Genomic DNA, 26,536 nt, shown 5'->3' with positions numbered 1-26,536 from the left:
TCTTGAGTTCTGCTAAACCTTCGGGATTAATTGAATTGCATCTGGCTGTGCTGCTATTTGGCGGCACAGCTTTGTTTTCTAAATTAATCCCGCTCAGTGCCCTCGACATCACCTTTCTACGCTGTATCGTCGCAGCCACAGTGTTAGGTTTGCTAGTCAAATTCAGCCGCAAACGTTTAACGCTGGCAAGCAAACAAGATTATCTAGTCGCAATCGGGCTTGGGGTTATCGTCAGCCTGCATTGGGTGACTTATTTTGCGGCCATGCAATTATCGTCGGTCGCCATTGGCATGATTGCGTTTTTCACCTATCCGGTGATGACAGTGATTGCCGAGCCGTTGCTGACAGGTAATAAGATAAAATTACACGATATGATCAGCGGTGTATTAGTGCTGATTGGGGTGATATTACTGATCCCTGAGGCAAATTTAGGTAACGACACTACGCTGGGCATTGCCATCGGCATAGTGTCTGCCATCTTGTTCACCACCCGTAACTTATTGCACAAACGCTACTTTTCCCAGTACAGCGGCCCCCATGCCATGTTCTATCAAACTTTGGTCGCGGTGGTGTTCCTGATGCCGTGGCACCAAACGGAACTGGGCAGTATCACATTAGAAGTGTGGGGATTAATTATTTTACTCGGCGTCGTCTTTACCGCAGCGCCACATGCGCTATTTACTTCTGCGCTGAGGCAACTCAGCGCCAAAACGGTTGGGCTAGTCTCTTGCTTACAACCCTTTTATGGCGCCATGTTAGCGCTGATCATTTTAGGTGAAGAGCTCAATCTCAACACTCTAATTGGTGGCACTATCATAGTCGCTACCGCCATCTTCGAAACCCATCAATCGCACCAATCACAGCGGCGAAAAAAGAACGCCTGAAACATACCAATCTCAACGCAATTTGGCTAATATGGAGCGTCTTTCGCCCCTAAATGTCTTTAGCCTATATGCCACGTATTTTATTGTTCATTATTGCTTTTTTCACATTTTCCGCACTTGCCAATTCGCCTTTGCAATTGGACAAACGTCTTGGCATGAACAAGCAAGATCAGCAACAAAATCTCAGCATTGACGAACAAATTAACGAACTAAAAATTAACATAGAAAAACTCGCCACCAACGCAGCCAGTTTCCAACAAGCGCAGATTGATTTTGAGCAACATAAGAAGCGCACTAACCAAGCGCTGAAAGACGCCTATAAGCCTTTATCACTAGAAAAAGGTACTGACCTCAGCCAGCAGGCTTCCATGGCCTATATTCGCTTGTCTGAACTTAAAGAAAGCGAATCCACCCTTGGCCGACAAGTTAACGATTTATTGCTACGTCACAATGACTTACCTACCGTTATCGCCAGCGCGAGGCAAACTGTCGCCCAAAACAAAAAAGCAGAACTCGCCCCGCTAGATACCCCTACGGGAGAGTTACAGCAAACTCAACGACTCTTCTTTGAACAAAGCCTTGCCACCGATGAAGCAGAACTTGCCAGCAGCCAAAAACGCATTGAACTGACGCAATTACAATTACAGCTAGTCCGCCAACAACTGGTGCAGCAAGAAGCCTTGATCGAAACCATCAATAAGGCAATCAATAAACAACGTCAGCAACAAACGGATGCCACCCTAGCCAAAAACTTAGTTAATACCGAAAAAGTCATCGATCCTATCACCCGTAATATTGCCGACACTAACCAGATTTACGGCCAAAAGCTGCAAACGTTAACTTTGCAGATCAATAATGTGGTCGAACAGCAGGAACAGGCAGAAACCCAATATCAATCCCAAGCTAAACAATTGGCAAACATCCAAGAGCAGATCACTTGGGTCAAAATGAACTCCGCCTTTGGTGAGCGCTTTTTGCAGATGTTGCAATCACTGCCTAAACCACCGAATCACGAAAAACTGCAAACGCTGATCGCCGATGCGCGCTTAGACAGATACCATTTAGAGCAGCAACAAGCCCTCAATGAGCAAGAATTAGAACAACCCGGCTTATACAATGAGCAGCAGATTAAGCTCTTACACTCGCAACAGAGTTTGATCTCGCAGTTGATGCAAAGCTATGACCAATACTTGAGTGAATTAGGCAAGCTGAAGGTCAATTACCAACAACTGAGTCAACAGAATCTCACCCTAAAAAATACCCTTAACGAACATTTATTCTGGGTGCCTAACGCTGCAAGTATCAGTAAGTTATGGCTTACGGATCTTGAGCGCAGCACGGTTTGGCTTGTGCAACAAGCACAGTGGGATGAACTGGGAAAAGCCTGGGATGAACAAAACGATTATTGGTCTTGGTGGATCATATTGCTGGTACTGTGTTTAGTCGTACAAGACTTGATCACGCCTAAATTCAATCGCTTGCTAAATCATTACACCACTTATGTGGGCAATGTGACCCAAGATAAATTCATTTACACTCTCAAAGCGCTCGCCTGCAGTATCAGCTATGCGTTGATAAAACCTTTCCCAGTGATCATGGCGGGATTGATTTTCTATCATTCCGATCGCAATTTTGTGCAAGCTGTGGGTATGGGCATACTGGCGATTGGTTTAGTGTATCTCTTATATCGCTTTATCTTTATTCTGACACTCGACAAAGGCGTACTCGTGGGCCATTTCAAACGCCCCTCAAAACTCATCCAAGCGGGACAATCACGGCTCAGACACTTTGTGCTGATTGCTAGCCCATTATTGGGTCTGATGGGCTTTACCGAAGTGCTCGACACATCACTGGTGCGTAATAGCATAGGCCGCGGCGCATTTATTATTTTCTGTATCGTTTTATTCTTGTTATACAAAGATATTTTAATCCTCAGCCGTAAAAACTCAGATGCCAAGAAAGACGGTAAAAACAAAAAACTCATTCAGAAAATGCTCTGGACCTTGCTGATTTCTGTGCCGCTTTTAAGCGCCGTGTTAGCCTTTAGGGGTTACTACTTCACCGCTTTCCAAATGCTGTTACAACTGCAATTATCGATCGTGCTGGGTCTGGGTTTCTTGCTCTTATACCAATTGATCAAACGATGGATGTTAATCGAACGCCGCCGTATCGCCTTCGATCGCGCGAAGGCAAAACGTGCAGAGCGCTTAGCACAAAGAGAAAAAGGCGAAACACATCACCCTTCCGTCGATGGACTCGATACCTACGAAGAACCCGTAGTCGATCTCGAAACCATTTCGAGCCAATCCCTTGGTCTAGTGCGTTCACTCTTGTTATTAGCCTTTTTAGCCAGTTTGATTGGTCTGTGGACTCAAACCCATACGGCGCTGTTTTCCTTCCTCGATGGTATTACGCTATGGACGACCAATACCAGTGTGAATGGCTTAGAGCAACAATTACCCATTACCATGAAGTCACTGATGTTTGGACTGATAGTGGTGGGTTTCTCGTTAATGATTGCCACCAATTTACCCGGCCTACTTGAGCTAATGATCCTGCAAAGGCTTGATCTCTCGCCTGGAACGGGTTTTGCGATCACAACCGTCAGTCGTTATCTGGTGGTTTTCCTCGGACTATTAATCGGCTTCTCTAATCTCGGGATGGAATGGTCTAAGTTGCAATGGCTGATTGCCGCACTGTCTCTCGGTTTAGGTTTTGGTCTGCAAGAAATTTTCGCCAACTTTATCTCAGGTTTGATCATTTTGTTTGAGAAACCCGTGCGGATTGGCGACACAGTGACAATTCGTGATTTAACAGGGACAGTCAGTAAAATCCAAATTCGGGCGACCACCATTATTGACTGGGATAGAAAGGAAATTATCATCCCGAACAAGGCCTTTATCACAGAGCAGCTGATCAACTGGTCCTTGTCAGATCCTATTACTCGGGTCATTGTTTATGTGTCGGTGGCGCGGGATTCAGACCCTGCCAAAGTTGAAGCGACCCTGTATCAAGCGGTGCAAGAGTGTGAAGATGCACTTGCCAGCCCAGAACCTGAAGTCTGGTTTGCCGGCTTTGGTAAACATACCCAAGATTATGAAGTGCGCGCCTATGCGAAAGATATGTCGGCACGCTGGCCACTGCGCCATGATTTACATAAACGAGTGACTAAAAAACTCAAAGAAAACAATCTCGAACTCGCCTACCCGCAGATGGAAATCCATATTAAGAATGGTCAAAATCGCGAGCAACAAGGCATTATTAGAAGCTAATAGGATCGCAGACCATGCTTATTTTTGCTCACCGCGGCGCCTGCGGTTATCAGGCCGAAAATACCTTAGCCGCCATGGCTAAAGCGTTAGAATTGGGTGCACAAGCCGTCGAACTCGATGTACATAATGTCGAAGGTGAGTTAGTCGTGTTTCACGACAGACGACTCGATAATAAAAGCTCGGGCACGGGCGTCATTCACTTAGTGAGCAAGGATTATCTAGCAAGCATCAATGTGAAAGGTGAATCCATTCCGACGCTATGGCAAGTACTTGAGCTGATTGCGGGGCGCTGCATAGTCAATATAGAGTTAAAAGGCATTAATACCGTCACGCCGTTAATCGACTTATACCCAAAGGCTATGAGTCAGCTTGGGTTTACGAAGGAGCAGTTACTGATCTCTTCCTTTAATCACCCCTATCTGCATGAACTTAAACAGGTGTTGCCGGATGCGTTAGTCGCACCACTGCTTGCCAGTATTCCACTCGAAGGGGCTGCCGTGGTAAGCGAACTGAATGCCTATTCATTGCATTTAGATGTGAGTTTTATCAGCCAAGCGCTAGTAGACGACGCCCATAACCGAGGTGCCAAGGTTTATGTTTATACTGTCGATCATATTGATGATATTCATGCGCTTAAGCAGATAGGTGTCGATGGCGTGTTCAGCAATTACCCCGATCGCGCCATGCAAGCCTTAACTCAAAAGGCAATGGCCAATTACTCTGGCTACTTTGAGTAACGGCAAAAATAATAACGATATTAAGCTTGGCTATTTCGCTGAGCCCAATAACCGATAAAAATAAACATGGCCACAATTAACAGAAACATCCAATGGGATGGCATAGCCACTATGTGTCTTGCCACCCAAGGCGTGGCTTTCACGATCAATAGGCCATAGCCAAAGGCATTCACAATAATAAAAACAAATGTCCGCAGCACAAAAGAATGCCCCAACAAATGACGCCTTAAGATACGATTTACATCCGCTGAAAAAACCAAAATAAGACACACCACCATAGCGGTAGCAATATCGAAGGCCCAAGGGCGAAGCATATTACCTAACTGGGCAATAATGGCGACTAATTGATCAAACATAGACTTAACCTAAAAAGATGCAGCGCAATCCATCTGAGTGGCCGCGACAGCGTATTGAAAAATAACAATAACCAAGCATAAAGGGAGACGCCATGGGGCACAAGTTACTCTTGCTAACAAAGGCAAATCAACAGTACCGCGACTTGATTGCGGCGCAGAGTCTCCCAGATTTAACGTTACTCGATGATAATCCAGCGGGCATAATTGATGCAGATATTTGGTTAGCCGAACCTAAACTCGCCGCGCCCCTATTGCCCCATGCTAAAAATCTGCAATGGTTACAATCAAGCTTTGCTGGCATAGATGCCCTGATAAGCCCAAGGGGCAGAAAAGACTATCAACTCACCAATATTAAAGGCATTTTCGGCCCGCTGATGAGCGAGTATCTATTCGGTTATTTACTCGCGCATATCCGCGGCCATCGTTTTTATCGCCAGCAACAAGGACAAAAACAGTGGCTGATTCAACCCCAGCAGCGCCATTCAAGCCTACAGGGAATGCGATTACTCTTACTCGGTACTGGCTCAATTGCCCAGCATCTCGCAAAGACAGCAAAGCACTTTGGCATGCATGTTACTGGTATCAATAGCAGCGGTGATGCCGTAGAAGGTTTTGATATCATAGAAGCTATGTCCAATTTAGGCCAAGTGTTAACACAGGCTGATGTGGTTGCAAATCTACTGCCAAGCACTCCTGCAACGCACAATCTTCTCAATGCTGACATGTTAGCTATGTTAAAAACTGATGCAGTGCTGTTTAATGTTGGCCGCGGTGATGCACTCGCTCTCGATGTGCTAAATACCCAGCTGATCGCTAATCCTAGTCAGCAAGCAATCCTCGATGTATTTGCTCAGGAACCTTTGCCCAATAGCCACCCTATTTGGGAACGGGAAAATGCCGTGATCACGCCGCATATTTCGGCGCCAAGCCATCCTGCACAAATCGTCGATATCTTTAGCCAAAACTATCGCCGCTACATCATGGGTGAACCACTGCAGAATCGAGTCGACTTTAGTAAAGGTTATTAGATCAGAGATAAGAAATTGAGTTAGAAATCAGTAAAAAAAAAGGCAATAGTCAGACTATTGCCTTTTTTATCTTAAATTTTAGTCAGTTAAATCCTAAAGCTACGCTTTAAGAATTGCTCGACCAATACCGAGTGAGAATCCATCTCGCGGGTCACTTCGTCATTCAAGCCGACCATTTCACTGCCGAGTTGATGACTAGAATGGGTAAATTGCGACACATTCACCACGCTGCGATTCATCTCATTTGCCACACTCGATTGCTCTTCAACCGCGCTGGCAATATGGTGCGTCATATCGGTAATGGTCGAAATGGCCTCACGAATCGTACGTAATGCCGTACCCGCTAAATCCGCCGTTGAAATACATTCGGAAGCGGCAACCACTCCTTGCTGCATACTGATAACAGCTTTATTCGTCCCCTGCTGCAACAGATTAATCATACTGTGGATTTCTTTGGTGGCATCGTGAGTACGTTGTGCCAGTGCCCGCACTTCGTCAGCAACGACAGCGAAGCCACGACCTTGCTCACCCGCTCGAGCCGCTTCAATTGCCGCATTCAATGCCAGTAAATTCGTCTGACCCGCAATACTCTGAATAACATCGAGCACTGTGCCAATATCTTTACTGTGGGCTTCTAACTCAGTAATCACTTTTGACGTTTGTTGCAGCTGCTCCGCCATAGCTTGAATCGAGCGAATAGTACTCGACACCGTTTTATCACCATTGATAGTTTCAGCGGATGCCATTTGCGTGGCACTCGCAGCATCGGCACAATTGGAGGACATATCGCCTAATGTGGCGGTCATTTCCTGCATCGCTGTAGCAACTTGTTCTATTTCAGATAGTTGAGCCTGACTGGTACTCTGGATTTGTTTGCCCTTGGCGGCAGATATTTTGGCCTGTTCTGACACGTTATAACAGGAATCCGATGCACGCCCAAGAATCGACTTAAGCTCTGAATTCTGCATTTGCAGTGCTAAATCAATCGCGCCAAGATCGTCACAGTTACCACTATAGATATGGGCCATCAGCGGATTATCGTAGATATGCTTCGCCTTAGCCACTATCGCGTAATAGCGACTCAGCACCAGATTGCCGCCCACCAGCAATACTAGGAGACTTATCGCTAGGGCAATAAAGCCCATTAAGCCAATTTGCAGAGCAAGGTAAAACATAGGTAGCATGGCAACCAATGCGAGTAACAGCAATTTAACTGGCATATCCAAGGTACGTTTTAACGCACTGACGCTGCCCTTTTTGTTCAACTCTGCATAGGCTATTTCTGCACGCTTAACCTGATCGCGTGTGGGTTTAGTGCGTACAGATTGAAACTCGACGACTTTGCCATTAACTGAAATCGGTGAGACATAGGCATCGACCCAATAGTGATCGCCATTGGCGCAGCGGTTTTTCACTATCCCTTTCCAAGGCTCGCCTTTTTTGATACATCGCCACAGATCTTCAAACGCTTGCGGAGGCATATCTGGATGACGCACCATGTTGTGGGGCTTGCCTAGCATGGCATCGAGGTCGTAACCGGCAACGGTACAGAAAGATTGATTGGCGTAAGTGATATGACTTTGAGTATCCGTAGTCGACAATAAAATCCAATCCGCTGGATAATCATATTCTCGCTGTGTAACTGGTAGATTAGTTCTCATGAAACCTTATGGATCTTTGATTAATTCTTCGTTATTCATCCATGAGTTATCCATCCGTGAGGCATCATCACCCTGACTCTGTATTCCTAAACCTACTTCTAAAACTGCCTAGCTTTTTAATGCTAAAACACACCTAGCATAGACGATAAAACGTGCGCCATGTAACAAAAGCGTTAAAGTATGAAAATCACCCAAAAAACATGATTGCATTTGATAAGCGTTTTCATTTAGAATTGGCGTAATTCGATTGGAGACTAATATATGTACGTTTGTCTTTGCCATGCGATCACTGATACGCAAATTAAAAACGCAGTAAGCCAGGGCGATAGCTCGCTTGCTGACGTAAAAAAGCGCTTAGGTGTTGCCGATCAATGTGGTAAATGCGCCAGAATGGCAGTGCAGATCATTCAGAATCAACTAGAGCTTGAGCCTAATTATTACGAAGTCGCATAGAATTCATCACGAATAGCGTGGTAAAGGGTAACTCACTCACGAACAAAGTTCCGACAAGTTAAAACCACGCTGACTCAAGCAAACTCAATCCAAAAAAGTCCCGCGACAACAAAGCCTTCTATCTGTCTGTCACTTCGTCTTAAATAATCTTGCCAGCCTAATCTTTAGATATGATGTTTTAATGATAAGCCCCACTGAACTCCAAGCTCGAAAGCCGCGAATAATTCAATGGGGTTACAGATCCAACTTCCGAGTCAAGCCTACTTACGTTTCAACAAATAGGCCGCTTCATTAAGCCAAGGCACGGCTTTCTTAATAAAACGTGGATTGTCGGCCAACACATCTTGCGACGCTAATACTTCAATATCAAAATCCTCACTCAGATGCTGCTCTACCCAAGTAGGGGATGCCGCAAAAGGTGGGCCGATAAGGGATTCTTGCGGATAATCTAAAGTCACTAATAAACCGACACTGCCGCTAGGTAATAAGCTCGCTAACTGCTTGGCATATTGTGCACGCATACTTTCTGGCCATGCGATCAAAGCCGCGCGATCATAAAATGCCGTCACGTCTTGAGTGATAGCCTTAGGTAGGGTGAAAATATCACCCTGATACAAGCTGATCTGTTCAGTTTGATAATGCTGGTGTTCACCCACGGCAGTTTGCGTCATCTCGAGTTGGTTATCGCTAAAAAATTGCTGTACTGCCAATTCATTCAACTCACAACCTATGACCTGATGCCCCTGTTCTGCGAGGAAACACATGTCTAGCGACTTACCACATAAGGGCACAAAAACCTTGGTGTCTGCGGGTAATGCAAGCTGCTGCCAATACTTAACGAGGAAAGGATTGATGTCTTGCTGATGAAAACCTATCTGTTGCTGCTGCCACTTTTCATGCCAAAAACCGGGTTCCATGGTTTTATCTCTATTCGCTAATGTTGTCCTTACTCTAATGACATTTTAAAGTGGATGCAAAGCCTCCTGCCATTCGGCAAACTCAGCAATGTAAAGACTCACTTACTGATCTAACGTAGCTTGCACTTTACGCAGCCAAACACAGTTATCGCATTGGCATTGACGGCGTGATAAATGATGTGGGCTTAAAGATGAGTCGATAAAGTCCACGGCGATCAACAACTGCTGTTTTAACTCGGCAATCGATTTTTCGTTCACGGCCACCAGCTCGTCATTCTGGTTCATCCAGATACATTCCATGCCCTGATGACAAGTTAAACATTGCTCGTCTCTATCATTAAAAAATACCGCATGCGGGCAATGGGTCACTTCCATTGACTGTAAAATACGCTTACGCGGATATTCCAAAAGTTCGATCAACAAGGCTTTATATTGGGTGGGCATACGCCCTCCTTAGCTGCACTTTGTCTGTGGGTTAATTAACAAAAATTGATTCCATCTAATGCCCCAAAGATTACCTATAGTCGCGAGGATTTAATTTGATGTAAGTCAAAGTCAGTGACGAAATGATCGTATAGGTAAGCCGCGCCTGACGCTGATCATCAATGCCATTCAAAATACTAAAATAAAGCCATCCGCTATTTGATTATCTCCCCTGCTTACTGGTTAAATGAACAAAACAAGGAGCACAATTTGCAAACACCGCAGCTGCAGCATTTTTATATTTCTGAAGAGCAATCCATTTACTTGCTCAAAGCCAATGATGCCCGTAAACACAAGGCGTGGATCCGCCTCTGTAAACAACAGCTGAGCAAATTAGGTTATACCGATATCGAATTGGTCGGCAAAGGCGCCTACGGTTTCGTGTTTGCGGGTATCAATCAAGCGGGCGATGCCCATGTGTTTAAGTTTTCACGGATTAATTTGCCGCAACATATTCAAGATAGGCTCGAAGAAGAAGCCTTTATGCTCTCCTTACTCAAACATCCCAATGTGCCGGGCGCGATCAAATTTGAGCGAGTCGGCAAGCAAGGCATACTCGTGATGGAACGGGCAAAAGGGGAAGATCTCGACCAACTTTGCCGCCGCATGGGCGCCCTGCCTACAGCTATGGTCATGAGCATCGCCCGCCAACTCGCCGATATCTTGTATTACCTGCGCACGGGCAAGCCTTTAGTGCACGGCGATATCAAACCTTCAAATCTGGTTTACGATATTGAACAACAACACTTATCGTTAATCGATTGGGGCTCAGCGGTATTTGCGCAGCGGGATGAACATAACAAACCCGTCGAAGACAATGTGATGGCGTTAATGTCTAGCGATCAACAACATACCAACGCCCGCATGGGTGATGTGTATTTTATCGGCGAAGAGCAACTCAATGGAGCACTCTCCAGCCCGCGCTTTGACGAGCAAGGAGTTGCCGCGACTCTGTATGCCCTCGCCTCTGGGCAAGCAAGCCGCTTCGGTGCACAGGTGATTTCACCCACCAGCATTGGCTTACCGATAGAATTAGCCCGTACCTTAGAGGGCATGCTCAGCACAGATCCTGAGCAGCGTAATATCGCCGGCGATTATTTTTTAAAAAGTATGCGCCACAGCCACAGACTGCACTTACCTGAACTGCCCAAAGCTGATTTACAGGGTGAAATTCCTGTTTGGGTACAATCCCGCGACAAAGATGTTGAAACCGTCAGCTACAGTTCGCGTAAATCCTTTTTAAAGGAACACAACGCCCAAGATCCCATCGCTAAGATGGATGATATTCAGCTCGAAAAATATTACCGCAACTTCCTCGCGGGCATGGGCGATACCGAAAAAGGTTTTATCGCCGCCGTGGGTCGGTTAGCGCAATATCCAATCGTGGGCGGTCTCGCGATCCACTGGCAAGAAACCGGCGTGTTTATCGACTCCAATCTTGCTATTTACGATGCAAAGCAAAAAAGTGCCTTGATCATTGCGGTCAACAATATGGTGGATCTGGCGCGGGGAATTAAACGTATTGGGGTGTTTAAAGCCTGTTTCTTTAACGCCAAAGACACGCTGCATATCGAGCGAACAGATATCAGCGAGCCTTTTGTCGCCAGTGCCGCACTGCAGTTGCCCTTCGAAGTCGGTGACGTACCCACCTTAGAAGATAAGTCGCGCTTACATTCTTATTTTGAAGACGGTAAAGATCCCGATGAGAACCTCGAATTACCCCATGAAATCATGGAAGAATTAGCCCGCATCAACCAAATTCACCACACAGGCTGCATCATTTTTGAGGCGCTGCCGAATCACTTAAAAATTCACAGTTACTTGAAGCTGCTCAATCCACGTAAGCAAGCAGCGTTTCGCGCGAGCCTCGATCGCATCTTGCACCATGTCGGAAAAATACAAGGTCACGGCGTATCGGGCTTTATGAAACTGCCCTACAAAAACACCCGCCGCTTTACTCATCTAGAGCGTAAAGCCGATCACTTTTATCCGAAAAATCCAAAAGAAATAGGCGCCTAATGGCGCCTATGTTCATCGGATTAAATCGGTGATCCCGGCGGTAGGGTTAACGGCTTAGGAATAAGCTTAACCTTAGCATCGGTCAAACCCGCAGCCAGACCCTGTTGCAACCAAGTATAGTGCGCCGCAAGACTCACATTCGCTCGATTCGACTTCGCTTTCAATTGCTTAATCACAAACTGAGCGCGATCGTTAATCGCAGCCCTCACCTCTGGTGAGGTTTGAGGATTGTGCAGTGTTGCCAGTACTTCATCAATCACCACAGCGTTCACTCGCATCCACACGCCTTCGACCAGCCCAAGCTTGTCTTCTTGATACAAGGTCGCCGCGAATAACTTATCCAGTAATGTTGTCACCGATAACTGCTCGCTATCTGCCATGGATGCTTGGCTGACACGATTCAAACGCTTAGGCATCAATAGCAAGCTAACAGTATGACGGCTAAATACTTCAGCCATGCCGAGAGGATCGTTAATTGCGCCTAAACCTGAGTCGAAGGATTCCCGCGTGGCATGATAATTCCCCGCCTTTGGTACTAAACTGTCGAGCAAGGTTTGCGGCACAGTTAAACTCGCCGCATCTAAGGTTTTAAGCAGTGCGTCTAAACCCGTTAACTGCAATTGCGGCGCAATATAGCTCCAGCGGCTGCCTTCACCTATGGATTGATAGTTATAGTCAGTGCCGCCAATAAACTTAGCAACCGCATCGATTTGATAACGCGTCAGCAAATAAATTGGCGCAAAGGCATCGGCTAGCTCGCCCAGTGGCTCATTGGCTAACAAGGCCGCACTGGAGAATCCCGCAATCGCCTTAGTGCGAATTTTGTCGAGCTTACCTAGTTGCTCGATCGGATCGTCACCACTATCCCACAAACTGGCATAGGCCTGACTCGCATCCTTTTGGCGAGAATCGGCCTCACCGATATAACGTAAGCCACGTTTCGCCACATCGGCCAGTAAATCGACTTGCAACGCTTGTTGGGTGCGAGCATCGCCTTGTTCGCTATAGCCATAGGCGATAGCAAAATCATCCCAAGGGCCAACACCTGTAGTGTAAGGCGCGGAAATATCAATATCATTGCCCTTTAGCTGGATTTTCGGATGGGGATAATCCATCACAGAGGCATCCTGATTGGTCGAAGCGGCAAAGTTATGATCAAGCCCTAAGGTATGGCCAACTTCATGGGCGGCCAGTTGGCGAATACGCGCCAGCGACAAGGCTGTCGCCGCTTTCTCGGCCGCCACTCTATCCTGCCAGCCAGCGGTTAAGCCTTTGGCAATCAAGTAATCCTGCCGCACACGCAAGCTGCCGAGCGTGACTTGACCCTTAATGATTTCACCAGTGCGTGGATCGGTCAGTGCAGCGCCATAGGACCAACCCCGCGTCGCCCTGTGCACCCATTGGATCATGTTGTAGCGAATATCCTGCGGATCGGCATCTGCTGGCAATAACTCAACTTTAAAGCCGTTGATAAATCCGGCGCGAGTAAAAGCCGTCTCCCACCAGCGCGCGCCATCGAGCAACGCCGACCGTATAGGTTCTGGCACGCCAGAATCGAGATAATAAGTAATAGGTTTAACGACTTCGCTTGGCGCAGGGCCTGGATGCACTTTCTGTAAACGGTGACGTAGGATAAAACGCTGCACTAAAGGTTGGTTAAAGGGCGTGGCATAATCGCGATACTCATCGGACAAATAACCACTCATAGGATGATAAGCCCGCGGCTGATAATCGGTATCGGGAAGCTCAACAAAAGAATAACGCATCCGCACCGACATTAAGGTACCATCGGGTGTTACCTGTGCGACCTGCGCACCAGCAACATCGCCTTTGAACGTCAGTTGCACATCCACATCGGCGTTTTTCTCAAAGGATTTAATCCCTTTGGGTAAGATGACAGAACGGCTCAAATCGAGCTGATAATTGCCCTGCTCTGTTTGTTGCAATACGGAAGACACGCCGTGTAAATCATTGAGCACCAAATCGTTAATCGCTACTAAATCTGGCTTGCCCTCAATCACTTTGCCTTGCCATAACACAGAATCGGCAAAGGCTTCTTCAACCGCTCTTTGCTCGGCGGCATCAGAGGTATTCGCACGATATTGAGTATTGAGTTGCTTGAGTAAAACATAGGGACCTTGGCGCTCAAACTGCACCATACGGGTCTGACCCAGTTGGCCACGATCGAGACCAATGTCGTTTGAGCCTACGCCCTGTGGCAGGCTAGTAACTAAGATAAAAGGTTGATTTAAACGATTGACCTCAAGATATAACTCTCCCTCAGACTCCTCGTAATAGAGATTAAGAAACCCTTTCGCCTCTTGGCCCTGCTTAATGATCTTGGCGCTAGGCGCGGCTGCCGCGACCGTAACGGTGGGAAATCCTAACAGCGCTATAAATAAGGCTAAGGCTACACTTTGAGGTTTCATCTTTCCTCCTGATTCGGCTGGCTGCGTTATTTACCTTATAAGTCATTGGCATCTTTGATGACTGCTTATCTCAAGCGATTGATTTAAAGTAAATAATGCGAGGCCATCACTGGCCCCGAGCAAATAAATTAACGATTCTGATGCTGGTTCTTGTGTTTGATCCAGTGATTTAATGTTTCAAATAATTCGTTGAGCACTATGGGTTTAGTGATGTGGGCATTCATCCCTGCCGCTAAACTCTTTTCCCTGTCGCCCGACATGGCATGGGCTGTCATGGCAATGATAGGCAGTTCATCGGCACTAAAACGCTCACGCAATGCCCTTGCGGCCGTTAACCCGTCCATCACTGGCATTTGAATATCCATCAACACGGCATCAAACGGCCGCGAGTCGATAGTATCCAGCGCCACTTGACCATTGTCGGCCAGCACCACTTCGTAGCCAGCGCTCTTAAGGAGTTCGGTGGCCACTTGCTGGTTAATAAAGTTATCCTCCACCAGCAGCACTAAACCTGTGTGCTCTCCTTCCTCAACTTGAACTTCAACCATAGGCTGAACCACATTCAATCTCGATTCATCGGCAAAGGCGGCAATGATCTCATCGAACAGACTCGATGCCTTAAACGGTTTTTGTAGTACGGCAAACACATTGGCACTATCGACTTCATGCTGCAAGGGCTCTGCCGCATAGGCCGTCATCATGATAATCACAGGCCGTTTCGCTAAGCGGCCTTCGGCGACCATAGTATCTATGGCGCTGACCACATCGCTGCCGTCCATTTCTGGCATCATCCAATCGAGTAATAACAGATCGATTGGCGCCCGCGACAGTTTATAAAGCGCTTCGGCGCCACTGGCGGCGGTATCGACGTCGAAGTGGAAATCTCGCATCAAGGTCGAATAAATTTGCAGTGCTGTCGGGTTATCGTCAACGACTAAGGTGCGTAAACTATTGAGTTTTTCCGGCACGACCAAAGGCTCAATCTTAGCGGTTTCGGCAATTTCAAAACTGATGGTAAAGCTAAAAGTACTACCGACCCCAAGCTCACTCTGCACTTGCATCTTGCCGCCCATCATAGACACCAGATGCTTACTGATCGACAAACCTAAGCCAGTGCCACCGTATTTACGAGTGGTCGAACCGTCGGCTTGGGCGAAGGCATCAAACAACTTATCCTGTTGATCTTTACCTATGCCGATCCCCGTATCGCGCACCCAGAACTTCAAGGTAATCCGATGATCCCGCTCGCCGACATCTTCACAGCCGAGCTCAATCTCGCCAGATTGAGTAAATTTCACCGCATTCGATAGCAAGTTAATCAGCACTTGGCCTAAGCGCAGCGGATCGCCCTTAAGAATGAGTCCCGCCGTCACGGGGGCATATAAGAGTAATTCGACGCCTTGTTCTTGTGCCTTAAGCGCATTGAGATCCAGAGCGTGATCGAGCACTTTATCCAGCGGGAACGGCACCCGCTCAAGCTCCAACTTACCCGCCTCAATTTTAGAGAAGTCGAGAATATCGTTGATGATCCTCAGCAGCGATTGCGCCGAGAAACCGGCTTTTTCGAGGTAATCTTTCTGCTGCGCCGTTAACGAAGTGCGCTGTGCCAACTGCAACATACCGATAATGGCATTCATCGGTGTGCGGATCTCATGGCTCATGTTGGCCAAGAATTCACTCTTGTAGAGGTTAGCGAGTTCGGCATCTTGCTTGGCTTCAAGCAACGCCACTTCGTTACTCTTATGGCGGGTAATATCCTTATGGGTACCAAGCATACGTTTGGGCTGGCCTTCTGCGGTGAACTCCACCACACGACCACGGGATAACACCCAGTGATAGCCGCCATTTTTACCTAACATACGGAATTCAATTTCGAAAGCACCGACGGGATCAGCAAGATACTGAGCACGGTATTCCTCGACGCGAATACGATCGTCGGGGTGGGATAATTCATCAATCGTTGATACTAAAGCTGGGAATTCATTGGTTTTATAACCCAACATAGAATAATAGGCTGGGTTACAAATAATCTGTTCAGAGTCTAAATACCAGTCCCACAGGCCATCTTCCACCGCATCCATGGCTAAGTGATAACGCTCTTCGGACAGGCGTAATTGTTCGGCGGATTCGTATTCCCGCGTCACATCACGCCACACGGCAATCAATCCCTGCAGTTCGCCGCGGCGATTGTAGAAAGGCAGCTTAAGGGTATCGAGCAACACAGGTTTGCCCGCAAGCTCGACCTTTTCTTGGTAGCGCAGCGGCGTGCGATCTTTTAAGACTTGTTCGTCTTCGGCGCGGATACGTATGCCCATTTCAGGCGAGGTCAGATCCTCAGATGATAAACCTATCATCTCGCTCTCTGTGTAACCCAGCATGCGTTCAGCCGCCTTGTTACAACCTAAATAGTTGCCTTCTTTATCTTTAAAGACAATCGCTTCAGGAATTGAGTCAAGCAGGGATCGCAGTAGCGCATATTCACGCTCACGCCGCTCTGTGGTGTCTTTTAAGCGTTCAGTACGCCGCGCCACTAGCTTATCGAGCCGCTTATTCTGCTCAGCCAGATGGTGGGTATATTGTTTGTTTTCCTCAAAGATCCGACTCACTAGCAAGAACCAAGGCTCCCAGCCACGGGTGATTTTCTCCGGTGGCTTACGTGGCTCTTGGGAGCAACCTTCAAGGTGCGACAGTAATCGCGAGGCTGGACTCACAAAAGATCGACGCGTCTGCCAATGCACTATGGTCACCAACACCGACAGGGCGATAACCACTAAAATAAAGGTCAGCTGCAGTTTTTCCCACGAGTCTTGGAATAGGTCGTCTTCATCCTGCAAATACAGTAAACGCCAAGGCGCGTTATGCAGGGCAACCGAGTGAATGTAATAGCCGTTACGAATGATGCCGTCGTGGGCATCGAACAATTCCGACTCAGGTAAAGAATGCAGCTCAGAGGGAATACGTTGGCTGATGTGATAGACCCGATTGATATCTGAGCTATCAAAATCGCTGTGGGATAAAATATTGTTCTGTTGGTCGAGCAAAATCACTGTGCCCGGCATCTTAAAGTAAACCCGAATTTGCCGCGCTAACGAGGCAAGCGTCATGTCTAAGTTGATTGAGCCAATGAACTCATCATCCAAATAAATGGGCACACCTAAAGTGGTCAATAAGCCTTTGCCCGTGGAGTCAACATAGGCTTCACTCCAAAATACACTGCGCTGCGGATTCATTGCTGGGGTGGCGTATTGGAACTGTTTCTTGTTGAGTAATTCGTCCCTAAAACGTTGATCGTCATTCGACCAAGGGAAGTAGGACATGATCCTACGTTTCGACAGGTAATAGATCGCCGAGGCTTTCGGGGCGGCTTCTTTGGCGACGGGAAATGACAGTGACAGCTCAAACAACATCTCAAGCTCTTGATAGAACTTGTCGTCGCGGCCGTCGAGGGAACCCGCACCAGTAATCCTACCCATGTTGGTAAAAGGCTCACCGCTCTGGGCGTAGCTAGGTTCTAAGGTAAAATACTGGCCGCTTTCGTTGAATTTACCGTATTGGGGTAAGCGTTCTTTACGCACGAGTTCGCCCAAACGTAAATGATCCACAGCAACGTTGCGTAAGCTTTTTACCGCTCTAATGCTCGACTCAAGTAGCAAATCGATTTGCAATACATGGCGCTGAACCTGCTCTTCACGCTGTTCCATCTGCTGTGCTTTTTGGCGGTCGAAAAACATCCATGCGGTCAACAAAGACATGACGATAACGCCGATGTACGTATAAAAAACGGCACGGTTGTAGTTCTTCTGGATCGGCGATTTTAGTTGGAGATCCGGCTCACTCGATTTCATCCACTACCCTTGATTGCAGCGCTTAATTTCAGCCTACGGCGGCAAAAACTATGAGCTCCATATAGTAACAGGAAGGAACTGCCAATCACATAAAATAATTGTCAGATAAAGCCTACTCATACCACTGATAAGTCGATTAAAAATCTACTACTCCATAAAATTAAGGCCTCTATATCAGAGGCCTTAGTCATTACCCAAAATTAAACCGACCTGCTTTACAGATGCTCTTCAGCGTATTCCGCTAAGCGTGAACGCACCACGCCATTCAGATACACGTTGGCACTGCCTTCAAAGTCTTTAAAACGTTCGACAATATAGGTTAAACCTGAGGTAACAGCAGTTAAGTAGTTAGAGTCGATTTGCGCTAAGTTACCGCAACAAATCAGTTTTGTGCCTTCGCCCATACGGGTGATCATAGTTTTGATCTGCGAGGCCGTGAGGTTTTGGCATTCATCTAATAGCACTATAGAGTTTTGGATCGAACGCCCGCGCATAAAGTTTATCGACTTAAACTGAATGTTAGCCTTCTCCATGATGTAATTCATGCTGCCCGTAGGATTCACATCATTCTTATGCAGCACTTCGAGCGTGTCGGTAATCGCAGCCAGCCACGGCATCATCTTCTCCTCTTCCGTGCCGGGCAAGAAGCCGATAGATTCGGCGATTTCTGGGGTGTTACGGGTGACAATCACTTTGTCGTAGCGATTACGCTCGACCACCAGCTCCAACGCCGCCGCCATGGCGAGCAAGGTTTTACCGCAACCCGCTGGGCCGGTTAAGATCACCAGATCGATATCGGGATCCAGCAGCGCCTGCAATGCCATGCCTTGATAGACGTTTTTAGGTTTAACACCCCATGCCTCGAGGTTTTTCACCCGCTCACGGCCTAAATCTAAAATATGTAAATGGGTGTCTGTGCGCTCGATAACACGACCGCAAAAATCAGACTCTGTGTCGATAAGATATTGGTTGATATAGAAATTATCATTTTCGAGGTCTTTGAGCGGTACTTCATGCACTGTATGTCTACCGTGGCGCTCGGTGGAGACCTTGTTCAAGTGCTCCCAAAAATTACCTTCAAACTGGTAAAAGCCTTTACTGAGGAAGCGGATATCATCAATCAACTGGTCAGTTCGGTAATCCTCAACCAATTGAATACCCGCACCTTTGGCTTTAAGGCGCATATTGATATCTTTGGTGACTAAGACAACGGTACGGGGATGATGTAGGTTTTGTAGATGTAGCGCGGTATTGATAATGCGATTGTCGTTTCCATCTCCAGGCAGTGCGCCTAAGGTAAAATCGACAAGGTGATCAGGGAAGATGGAGAGCGAACCGACCGCATCGGCATGACCCTCTCGGCTGGGCAAAGGGACACCATTGATAATCTGTTCTGGGGTAGTTTCACCGCCTAGGGTATCTTCCAATGCCCTGATAGCAACCCTAGCATCCCGACTCACATCACTCTTTCGATCTTTAATCTGGTCCAACTCTTCTAGCACTGTCATCGGAATGACCACATCGTGCTCTTTAAACGAATAGATCGCCAAAGGTTCATGTAGTAACACATTGGTATCCAGTACAAACAACTTTCTGTCGTCTTGTTCCATGGCGCCTCCAGAGTGCTTCATTAAAGTTTAAACACACTTTTGAGTCTCAATAAAAGTTACCCAACTCCTATTACTGGCAAAGCATATGGCAAAAAATGATCATAAGGTTCAAGTTGATAGCACTTTACTCGCACTTAAACCTTAAGTTGATATTGGCACCAAACTCACGAGATAACAATACAGCAGCCATTGTTTACCATACAGACTCGAGGCAGTGTATAACCGCGGATGTGACATTAGCGTGACAATTTCATGTACTGGCACGACAATTTTGTCGCTTGTACAATTTGTAATCTAGCACTCTGGGAATTAGGCTCTAACGGGTGAGAGGGCGATTTAAATATCACGAGTATTGGTATAACATACGCGCCCTTTGTTAGAGTCCGCCTAGAAATGAGAATTTAAGATGCCGTTCGCCTTAGGTCAACGTTGGATAAGTGATACCGAGTCAGAGCTTGGTTTAGGAACTGTGGTTCAAGTAGAAGGCCGTATGGTCACTGTATTATTCCCTGCCACGGGTGAGAGCCGCATGTTCTCCCGAGCAGAAGCCCCTCTGACACGCGTTATATACAATCCCGGCGATTCGGTTGAAAGCCATGAAGGCTGGAGCCTTGCGGTCAGTGAATTGACCGAGAAAGACGGGATAGTGATCTATCACGGCATTCACAGTGAGACAGGCGAGCAAGCTACACTGCGTGAAACCCTGCTGAACCACAATATTCGTTTCAACAAACCCCAAGACCGTTTATTTGCTGGCCAAATCGATCGCCTCGACCGTTTTGGTGTGCGTTATCAATGCCAAATGTTGCGCCACAAACTGGCCTCATCGGATTTGCTTGGTCTGCAAGGTCCACGTGTTGGACTTATTCCGCATCAAATGTGGATTGCCCATGAAGTCGGCCGTCGCTATGCACCGCGTGTACTGTTAGCCGACGAAGTGGGTTTAGGTAAAACCATTGAAGCAGGTCTGATTATTCACCAACAACTGCTGACCGGCCGCGCCGAACGCATTCTGATTATCGTGCCCGATACTCTGCGCCATCAGTGGTTAGTGGAAATGCTGCGCCGCTTTAATCTGCGTTTTTCGGTATTCGATGAAGACCGTTGTGTAGAAGCCTATGCCGATCACGACAATCCTTTCTACACAGAACAGTTAGTGATTTGTTCACTCGAATTACTGCGTAAGAAAAAACGTCTTGATCAAGCCCTAGATGCCGATTGGGATCTGTTAGTCGTTGACGAAGCGCACCACTTAGAATGGACCGAAGAAGCGCCAAGCCGCGCCTATCAAGTGGTTGAAGCATTGAGTGAAGTCATCCCAGGCGTTTTGCTGTTAACCGCAACGCCGGATCAACTCGGCCATGAGAGTCACTTCGCCCGCTTGCGTCTGCTCGATCCGGATCGTTTCTACGATTACGATGCTTTCTTAGCTGAAGAAGACAGTTATAAAGACGTCGCCATTGCCGCCGAAGCCTTAGCTGGCAACGCTAAATTACCCGATGCCGCCATCAACAGCTTGACCGAATTACTGGGCGAGAAAGACATCAGCCCAAGTATTCGTTTAATCCAAGCCGACGATATTGATGCCGAAATACAACAGGCCGCCCGTAGCGAATTACTGCAAGAATTACTTGACCGTCACGGTACTGGCCGCGTGTTATACCGAAACAGCCGCGCCTCAGTAAAAGGCTTTCCAAAGCGTTTCTTTAACGCTTACCCACACGCCATGCCAGATCAATATCAAACAGCCGCACGCGTCAGCGGCATGATGGGCGGACACAAGTCATTAGAGGCGAAAGCGGCGCAAGCCCTAAGCCCTGAAAAACTGTATCAAGAATTTGAAGATAACAGCGCCAGTTGGTGGAAGTTCGATCCCCGTGTGGATTGGTTAATCGAGTTCTTAAAATCCCACCGTAGCAAAAAAGTGCTGATCATCGCCAGCCAAGCGGAAACCGCACTGAGCTTAGAAGAAGCCCTGCGCACCCGCGAAGGGATTCAAGCAACGGTATTCCACGAAGGCATGTCGATTATCGAGCGCGATAAAGCCGGCGCTTACTTTGCCCAAGAGGAAGGCGGCGCACAGGCACTGATCTGTTCTGAAATTGGTTCTGAAGGCCGTAACTTCCAGTTTGCCAGCCACTTAGTCCTGTTCGATCTGCCGCTAAACCCCGATCTATTGGAACAGCGAATCGGTCGTTTAGACCGTATCGGCCAGAAAAATGATATCCAAATTCACTTGCCATACCTTGAAGATACCGCCCAAGAACGTTTGATGCAGTGGTATCACCAAGGGCTAAATGCCTTTGAACTCACTTGCCCTAGTGGCCATGTGCTTTACAGTGAATTTGCCGAAGATCTGCTAAACGTGCTTGTGGGTGATGACAGCGATGAGCTGACAAACCTACTCAATCACACCCAGAGCCGTTATAAAGAACTCAAGCACGCCATGGAGCAAGGCCGCGACAAGCTGCTGGAAATCAACTCACACGGCGGCGAGAAGGCACTGGCAATCGTCAACCGCCTTGCCCAAAGTGACGGTGATACTCATTTAATCGGCTCAGTGATCCGTCTGTGGGATATTATCGGTGTTGATCAAGAAGATAAGGGTGAAAACTCGATTATTCTACGCCCGAGTGAGCACATGATGTTCCCAACTTACCCTGGCTTGCCAGAAGATGGCGTGACGGTAACCTTTGATCGTGACACAGCGTTATCACGCGATGATATTGCGCTAATCACCCAAGAGCATCCGCTGGTGCAAACGGGACTTGATCTGATCACTGGTTCTGAAACTGGCACCACCAGCGTCGCAATTCTAAAGAATAAAGCCCTGCCAGCAGGTACCTTATTCTTAGAACTCATCTACATGGCCGATGCCTCAGCACCTAAGTCGAGCCAGCTGTACCGTTATTTACCGCCTACCCCCATTCGCGTGTTGTTGGATAAAAACGGTAACGACCTGTCGGCTAAAGTGGATTACGCCAGTTTCGATAAGCAATTAAGCGCGGTGAATCGTCACATTGGCGGCAAATTAGTCACCGCATCTCAGCCTATTTTGCATCCGTTATTTGCTAAGGGTGAAGAATATGCTCAAGTGGTTGTCGATGAAATGGTCGCCCAAGCCAGAGAGAAAATGACTCAGCAACTGAGCGCAGAGCTTGATCGTTTAGAGTCACTCAAGGCTGTGAACCCCAATATCCGTGAGGAAGAATTGGAATACCTGCGTAATCAGATGCAAGAGTTAAACACTTATCTGGATGCCAGCCAGTTACAACTCGATGCGATCCGTATGGTGCTCGTCAGCCACGTATAAACCTAAGCGGAACTGCAGGTTTCAATCAATTAGCCCAGCCTCAGCGTTGGGCTTTTTTGTGCCCTGTGGCTTTCGATTCCAAGTGGCTTTTTTATTACAAGTGACTTTTTATACTAAATGACAGGTGCAATTCTTTGGCGAGGAAAATTCACTTTTTGGTAATTGTTCAGGTTATACTCAAACACTGATGAATTTATGAGACTACACAGGTGGTTATCAATTCTATGCCGCGCATTCTTTCACTCCTCTTTTGCCTCATTCTCGGCATCACAACCATCGCTACCTACGCGGCAGACACGACAACAACTCCGCCAACATCTGTGCCAGCCGAAATCAGTGCCAAAAAGTCGAATCACAGCTATCTACCCACAAATGAAATTAAACAAATCACGATTGATAATCAGCCCTACGATTTGTTAGTGCGACCATGGGAAGGTAAAAAGAAACTTGGTGCGGCGATAATCCTGCCCGCCACCAATGGTACCGCAGACGCGCCGGGATTGATGGCGTTTGTACGCCGCAATATCAATCCTGCTGGTTGGGCCAGCTTAAGTTTAACTCCGCCAACTGAAATGCCCGCAGCTAACTTTGCTACCGCCGCCACTGAAGTGACCTCGCCTGGCGCCGCGCAATTAAGCTCACCGTCCAACAAACCAAGCCCTAAAATCAAGCCCGAAGATAACAGCAAGCACCAGCAAGAGCAGGAAGATTTTCTCGTCAAAAGCATGTCGCAGTTAGATGCCGTCGGTGCAGATTATGCGGGAAAACGTATTTTGATCACCGCCGACCAAAGTGCAGGATTATTGATTAGCCTATTAAGCCAGAAGAAGATTGCCGATCCTGATGTACTGATCGTCATCAATCCCTATCGAGAAGACGAACAGCGTAATCAAGCACTCGCGGAGCAACTGGCAAAACTTACGCTGCCCATTTTAGATATTCAATCGCCAGACGGTCACCCAGCCTCATTGGAGACGGCCGACAATCGCAAAAAACTCGCGGTGACCTTAGAAAGCCCTAACTATCGCCAAACTACCCTAGCGCTCAATTTAGATAACGAGAGCGCATGGCAGAATTGCTTAAATGCGATTAAAGGCTTTTCTGCCCGAATGAGCGGCGCGCAGTAAAAACGGCGATTCAAGCTAATTCAGACAAAATAGCATTACCAACCCGATTGGCGATCCCGATAGGGTTTCTGCGGATCTTTCAGCTGACGCGTCGCCGCTATCTTGCTATTTTTGCCTAACAATAACCGAATCTGACTAATAGACTCGCGGCACAGTAGACTACGGATAGAAGCCGTCCAACTACGGTTAATACTGAGTTTGATGGCCGCTGCCGCATCCGGCGAGGTTTGCATCAGTTGCCTTGCCAATCTCTCAGCGGCTTCCATGGGCGTCTCACTCACTTGTGTCACGAGTCCTAAGGCCAGCGCTTCATGACTCTCAAGCACTTTTGCCGTCAGGCTAAGTAACATGGCTTGATCCTTAGGCATAATTTGCCTTAATGCGACTAAACCCGCCATATCTGGCACGAGTCCCCATTTCGCTTCCATGATAGATAACTTACTGTCGTGGCTAGCAATACGCACATCTGCGCCTAAAGCGATCTGCATACCGCCGCCATAGCAACAGCCCTCAAGCACGGCAATCACTGGCACAGGCAAGGTTTGCCAACCTAGTGACACCCGCTGTGCCAAATTCGCATTCCCCGGTAAACCCTTAAACAGTAACTTAACTGCCTGCATCGGTGCCGACATGACGCTTTTGACATCGAGCCCAGAGCTAAAATGCCCACCCGCTCCCGAGAGGATCACGGCTCGCACCGCACGATTGGATTTAATACTTTTAATCGCGCAGTCAAGCTCACTAAACATTAAATAGTTAATAGCATTCATTTTTTCAGGACGATTAAGCAACACGTAGGCGATGCCATCATCGATTTTAACTTGTACACTTTGGCCACTCATGAAATATTCCGTTACTGGTCAGTCCAGAATAAATGTTAACACGTTTGGCATAATTCACTAAAAGATATAACATGAGCCTGTTTTTTGACTTGAGTCAAAATATTGCCAATTCCATCATGGATTGAAGGCAACTTATGTTAGGCTGTCATCACTACGTGCAGTAATCCTAATGTATTTTTCGATTAGATAGCCTTAGCAAGCTCAATAATTAAGCGTATTTAACCGCTAGCTATTTAACTGCTAAAAATCGACACCAGTATCGCAATGCTACCTGCAGCGAAGGATGATTGGGCAGCAATATATGGATTCTATAGTCCTTTTTAGTCACTATATCCTTGTTATTTACTAAACATTAGCCAGTTCGATTTAAGATTCAGCATGATTTGATTCAACAATGATTCAAATTTTAATGCCATCAGAAAATATAAATTTATCAATTATATCTATAAGTTACATATAAAAGATATTAATCAGACTTGCCCGAAGAACGCAATTCGTCAGTCAGACCTAAAAAATAAGTGTTATCTTCAATAAATGGGCAAATAAGGATCACTAGTCAGCATGTCAATATCTGTACTCATCTGTGACGATTCCGCCATGGCACGTAAGCAAATGGCCCGCACACTCCCCAAAGAGTGGGATGTGGAAATAACTTATGCGACCAATGGTGCCGAAGGCCTTGATGCCATCCGCGCTGGAAAAGGCGAAGTGGTGTTTCTCGATCTCAACATGCCTGTAATGGACGGTTATGAAGTACTGCAAACCGTGCAGCAACAGGACTTACCCGCGCTGATCATTGTGGTATCCGGCGATATTCAAATCAAAGCTCACGAGCGGGTTAAAGCCTTGGGTGCGTTAGATTTTATTCAAAAACCGGTGAGCGCCGATGCCATCAGCAACATTTTGCAAGATTACGGCATCTTAACGCTGACGCAGAAAGATCTCACCGACGAAGTCCCGATGATCAAAGTCGACATGCGCGACGCTTGCCAAGAAATAGCCAACGTTGCCATGGGACGCGCCGCCGATCTGTTAGCTAAGTTACTCGATGTATTCGTGTTACTACCTATCCCTAATGTGAACGTGCTTGAAGTCAGTGAGTTAACCATGGCGCTCAAAGCCACGGAAGAAAGCTCAACGGTATCCGCGCTCTGCCAAGGTTTTATCGGTGCGGGTATTGCGGGAGAGGCACTGCTTTTGTTCCATGATTCCAGCTTTAAAGACATGGCCAAGCTGATGGGATTAGCTAATCCAGAAGACAAAAATACTGAGATAGAAGTCCTGATCGATACTGGAAACGTGCTGATAGGCGCTTTCCTTAACGGCATTTCTGAACAGCTCGACATGAAATTTAGTCAGGCTCACCCTGTCGTGCTAGGACGGCACTGCACGGTTAACGATCTGATCCATGATAATTCAGAGAAATGGCACCGAACTTTGGCAATGGAGATCAACTATCGGATTGAAGATCATAATATTCAATGCGATTTGCTACTGCTCTTCACCGAGGATTCTATCCCCACACTTAGCTATAAACTCGGCTATTTACTCGATTAACCA

General features: G+C 47.1%; 17 protein-coding genes. 9 read left to right on the top strand and 8 right to left on the bottom strand.

Annotation, left to right across the window (positions count from 1 at the left end; all coding sequences use genetic code 11):
• Window positions 1-2 precede the first annotated feature (2 nt).
• The 3 genes from KFE26_RS03185 to KFE26_RS03175 all read left to right on the top strand — a co-directional run bounded on the left by KFE26_RS03185 (window position 3) and on the right by KFE26_RS03175 (window position 4,893).
• On the top strand, window positions 3-884 hold the full coding sequence (locus KFE26_RS03185; RefSeq protein ID WP_212599643.1) for a DMT family transporter: 882 nt from the start codon (window positions 3-5) through the stop codon (window positions 882-884).
• A 68-nt stretch (window positions 885-952) separates the two neighbouring features.
• Window positions 953-4,156: a mechanosensitive ion channel domain-containing protein gene (locus KFE26_RS03180; RefSeq protein ID WP_212599676.1), complete on the top strand. Its 3,204-nt coding sequence runs from the start codon at window positions 953-955 to the stop codon at window positions 4,154-4,156.
• A gap of 14 nt (window positions 4,157-4,170) precedes the next feature.
• Window positions 4,171-4,893, top strand: coding sequence for a glycerophosphodiester phosphodiesterase family protein (locus KFE26_RS03175; protein ID WP_212599642.1), 723 nt, complete (start codon window positions 4,171-4,173; stop codon window positions 4,891-4,893).
• A 20-nt stretch (window positions 4,894-4,913) separates the two neighbouring features.
• On the opposite strand, the gene KFE26_RS03170 is transcribed toward KFE26_RS03175, so the two are convergent.
• Window positions 4,914-5,249 carry a DUF3392 domain-containing protein gene (locus tag KFE26_RS03170; RefSeq protein ID WP_113939153.1) on the bottom strand — a complete coding sequence of 112 codons (336 nt, stop codon included), beginning with the start codon at window positions 5,247-5,249 and terminating at the stop codon, window positions 4,914-4,916.
• 92 nt (window positions 5,250-5,341) lie between these two features.
• Here KFE26_RS03170 and KFE26_RS03165 point away from each other — a divergent pair, with 92 nt between their 5' ends.
• Window positions 5,342-6,277 carry a D-2-hydroxyacid dehydrogenase gene (locus KFE26_RS03165; RefSeq protein WP_212599641.1) on the top strand — a complete coding sequence of 312 codons (936 nt, stop codon included), beginning with the start codon at window positions 5,342-5,344 and terminating at the stop codon, window positions 6,275-6,277.
• 86 nt (window positions 6,278-6,363) lie between these two features.
• Here the strand turns inward: KFE26_RS03165 and KFE26_RS03160 are convergent, their stop codons facing one another.
• Window positions 6,364-7,938 (bottom strand): PAS domain-containing methyl-accepting chemotaxis protein, encoded by a 1,575-nt coding sequence (locus tag KFE26_RS03160; protein WP_131523963.1) that lies wholly within the window; start codon window positions 7,936-7,938, stop codon window positions 6,364-6,366.
• 261 nt (window positions 7,939-8,199) lie between these two features.
• Here KFE26_RS03160 and KFE26_RS03155 point away from each other — a divergent pair, with 261 nt between their 5' ends.
• Window positions 8,200-8,391, top strand: coding sequence for a bacterioferritin-associated ferredoxin (locus KFE26_RS03155; protein WP_076498521.1), 192 nt, complete (start codon window positions 8,200-8,202; stop codon window positions 8,389-8,391).
• Between the two features lie 260 nt (window positions 8,392-8,651).
• Here the strand turns inward: KFE26_RS03155 and KFE26_RS03150 are convergent, their stop codons facing one another.
• Together KFE26_RS03150 and KFE26_RS03145 are read right to left on the bottom strand one after the other, a co-directional pair.
• Window positions 8,652-9,308: a thiopurine S-methyltransferase gene (locus tag KFE26_RS03150; protein ID WP_212599640.1), complete on the bottom strand. Its 657-nt coding sequence runs from the start codon at window positions 9,306-9,308 to the stop codon at window positions 8,652-8,654.
• 102 nt (window positions 9,309-9,410) lie between these two features.
• A complete protein-coding gene (locus KFE26_RS03145; protein WP_105250285.1) occupies window positions 9,411-9,752 on the bottom strand; it encodes a hypothetical protein in 342 nt (113 codons plus the stop codon).
• A 249-nt stretch (window positions 9,753-10,001) separates the two neighbouring features.
• Here KFE26_RS03145 and KFE26_RS03140 point away from each other — a divergent pair, with 249 nt between their 5' ends.
• On the top strand, window positions 10,002-11,810 hold the full coding sequence (locus tag KFE26_RS03140) for a protein kinase domain-containing protein (protein WP_212599639.1): 1,809 nt from the start codon (window positions 10,002-10,004) through the stop codon (window positions 11,808-11,810).
• Window positions 11,811-11,830: 20 nt separating this feature from the next.
• On the opposite strand, the gene KFE26_RS03135 is transcribed toward KFE26_RS03140, so the two are convergent.
• The 3 genes from KFE26_RS03135 to KFE26_RS03125 all read right to left on the bottom strand — a co-directional run bounded on the left by KFE26_RS03135 (window position 11,831) and on the right by KFE26_RS03125 (window position 19,694).
• Entirely contained in the window at window positions 11,831-14,239 is a 2,409-nt protein-coding gene (locus KFE26_RS03135; protein WP_212599638.1) for a zinc-dependent metalloprotease, read from the bottom strand.
• 128 nt (window positions 14,240-14,367) lie between these two features.
• Window positions 14,368-18,084: a response regulator gene (locus tag KFE26_RS03130; RefSeq protein WP_212599637.1), complete on the bottom strand. Its 3,717-nt coding sequence runs from the start codon at window positions 18,082-18,084 to the stop codon at window positions 14,368-14,370.
• Window positions 18,085-18,299: 215 nt separating this feature from the next.
• Window positions 18,300-19,694 carry a PhoH family protein gene (locus KFE26_RS03125; protein WP_105250289.1) on the bottom strand — a complete coding sequence of 465 codons (1,395 nt, stop codon included), beginning with the start codon at window positions 19,692-19,694 and terminating at the stop codon, window positions 18,300-18,302.
• A 406-nt stretch (window positions 19,695-20,100) separates the two neighbouring features.
• Here KFE26_RS03125 and rapA point away from each other — a divergent pair, with 406 nt between their 5' ends.
• Window positions 20,101-23,007, top strand: a complete 2,907-nt coding sequence (rapA, locus tag KFE26_RS03120; RefSeq protein WP_212599636.1) for an RNA polymerase-associated protein RapA — start codon at window positions 20,101-20,103, stop codon at window positions 23,005-23,007.
• A 224-nt stretch (window positions 23,008-23,231) separates the two neighbouring features.
• On the top strand, window positions 23,232-24,134 hold the full coding sequence (locus KFE26_RS03115; RefSeq protein WP_212599635.1) for a DUF3530 family protein: 903 nt from the start codon (window positions 23,232-23,234) through the stop codon (window positions 24,132-24,134).
• 35 nt (window positions 24,135-24,169) lie between these two features.
• Here KFE26_RS03115 and KFE26_RS03110 read toward each other — a convergent pair whose 3' ends face one another.
• Window positions 24,170-24,976 (bottom strand): crotonase/enoyl-CoA hydratase family protein, encoded by an 807-nt coding sequence (locus KFE26_RS03110; RefSeq protein ID WP_212599634.1) that lies wholly within the window; start codon window positions 24,974-24,976, stop codon window positions 24,170-24,172.
• 561 nt (window positions 24,977-25,537) lie between these two features.
• Between KFE26_RS03110 and KFE26_RS03105 the strand changes: the two genes are divergently transcribed.
• A complete protein-coding gene (locus KFE26_RS03105) occupies window positions 25,538-26,533 on the top strand; it encodes a response regulator (protein WP_028759518.1) in 996 nt (331 codons plus the stop codon).
• Window positions 26,534-26,536 lie beyond the last annotated feature (3 nt).

This window comes from Shewanella sp. M16 (genome assembly GCF_018224605.1).
Taxonomy (GTDB): Bacteria; Pseudomonadota; Gammaproteobacteria; order Enterobacterales; family Shewanellaceae; genus Shewanella; species Shewanella oncorhynchi.
The sequence above is the reverse complement of the archived record's forward strand: the minus strand, read 5'-3'. Positions and strand labels throughout refer to the sequence as shown.

What these genes read in the sequence shown, in the direction of transcription:
- KFE26_RS03145 (WP_105250285.1), bottom strand. Translation starts at nt 9,752, where the DNA reads ATGCCCACCCAATATAAAGCCTTGTTGATCGAACTTTTGGAATATCCG.
- KFE26_RS03110 (WP_212599634.1), bottom strand. Translation starts at nt 24,976, where the DNA reads ATGAGTGGCCAAAGTGTACAAGTTAAAATCGATGATGGCATCGCCTAC.
- KFE26_RS03175 (WP_212599642.1), top strand. Translation starts at nt 4,171, where the DNA reads ATGCTTATTTTTGCTCACCGCGGCGCCTGCGGTTATCAGGCCGAAAAT.
- KFE26_RS03165 (WP_212599641.1), top strand. Translation starts at nt 5,342, where the DNA reads ATGGGGCACAAGTTACTCTTGCTAACAAAGGCAAATCAACAGTACCGC.
- KFE26_RS03170 (WP_113939153.1), bottom strand. Translation starts at nt 5,249, where the DNA reads ATGTTTGATCAATTAGTCGCCATTATTGCCCAGTTAGGTAATATGCTT.
- KFE26_RS03115 (WP_212599635.1), top strand. Translation starts at nt 23,232, where the DNA reads ATGCCGCGCATTCTTTCACTCCTCTTTTGCCTCATTCTCGGCATCACA.
- rapA (WP_212599636.1), top strand. Translation starts at nt 20,101, where the DNA reads ATGCCGTTCGCCTTAGGTCAACGTTGGATAAGTGATACCGAGTCAGAG.
- KFE26_RS03180 (WP_212599676.1), top strand. Translation starts at nt 953, where the DNA reads ATGCCACGTATTTTATTGTTCATTATTGCTTTTTTCACATTTTCCGCA.
- KFE26_RS03130 (WP_212599637.1), bottom strand. Translation starts at nt 18,084, where the DNA reads ATGAAATCGAGTGAGCCGGATCTCCAACTAAAATCGCCGATCCAGAAG.
- KFE26_RS03155 (WP_076498521.1), top strand. Translation starts at nt 8,200, where the DNA reads ATGTACGTTTGTCTTTGCCATGCGATCACTGATACGCAAATTAAAAAC.
- KFE26_RS03105 (WP_028759518.1), top strand. Translation starts at nt 25,538, where the DNA reads ATGTCAATATCTGTACTCATCTGTGACGATTCCGCCATGGCACGTAAG.
- KFE26_RS03150 (WP_212599640.1), bottom strand. Translation starts at nt 9,308, where the DNA reads ATGGAACCCGGTTTTTGGCATGAAAAGTGGCAGCAGCAACAGATAGGT.
- KFE26_RS03135 (WP_212599638.1), bottom strand. Translation starts at nt 14,239, where the DNA reads ATGAAACCTCAAAGTGTAGCCTTAGCCTTATTTATAGCGCTGTTAGGA.
- KFE26_RS03160 (WP_131523963.1), bottom strand. Translation starts at nt 7,938, where the DNA reads ATGAGAACTAATCTACCAGTTACACAGCGAGAATATGATTATCCAGCG.
- KFE26_RS03125 (WP_105250289.1), bottom strand. Translation starts at nt 19,694, where the DNA reads ATGGAACAAGACGACAGAAAGTTGTTTGTACTGGATACCAATGTGTTA.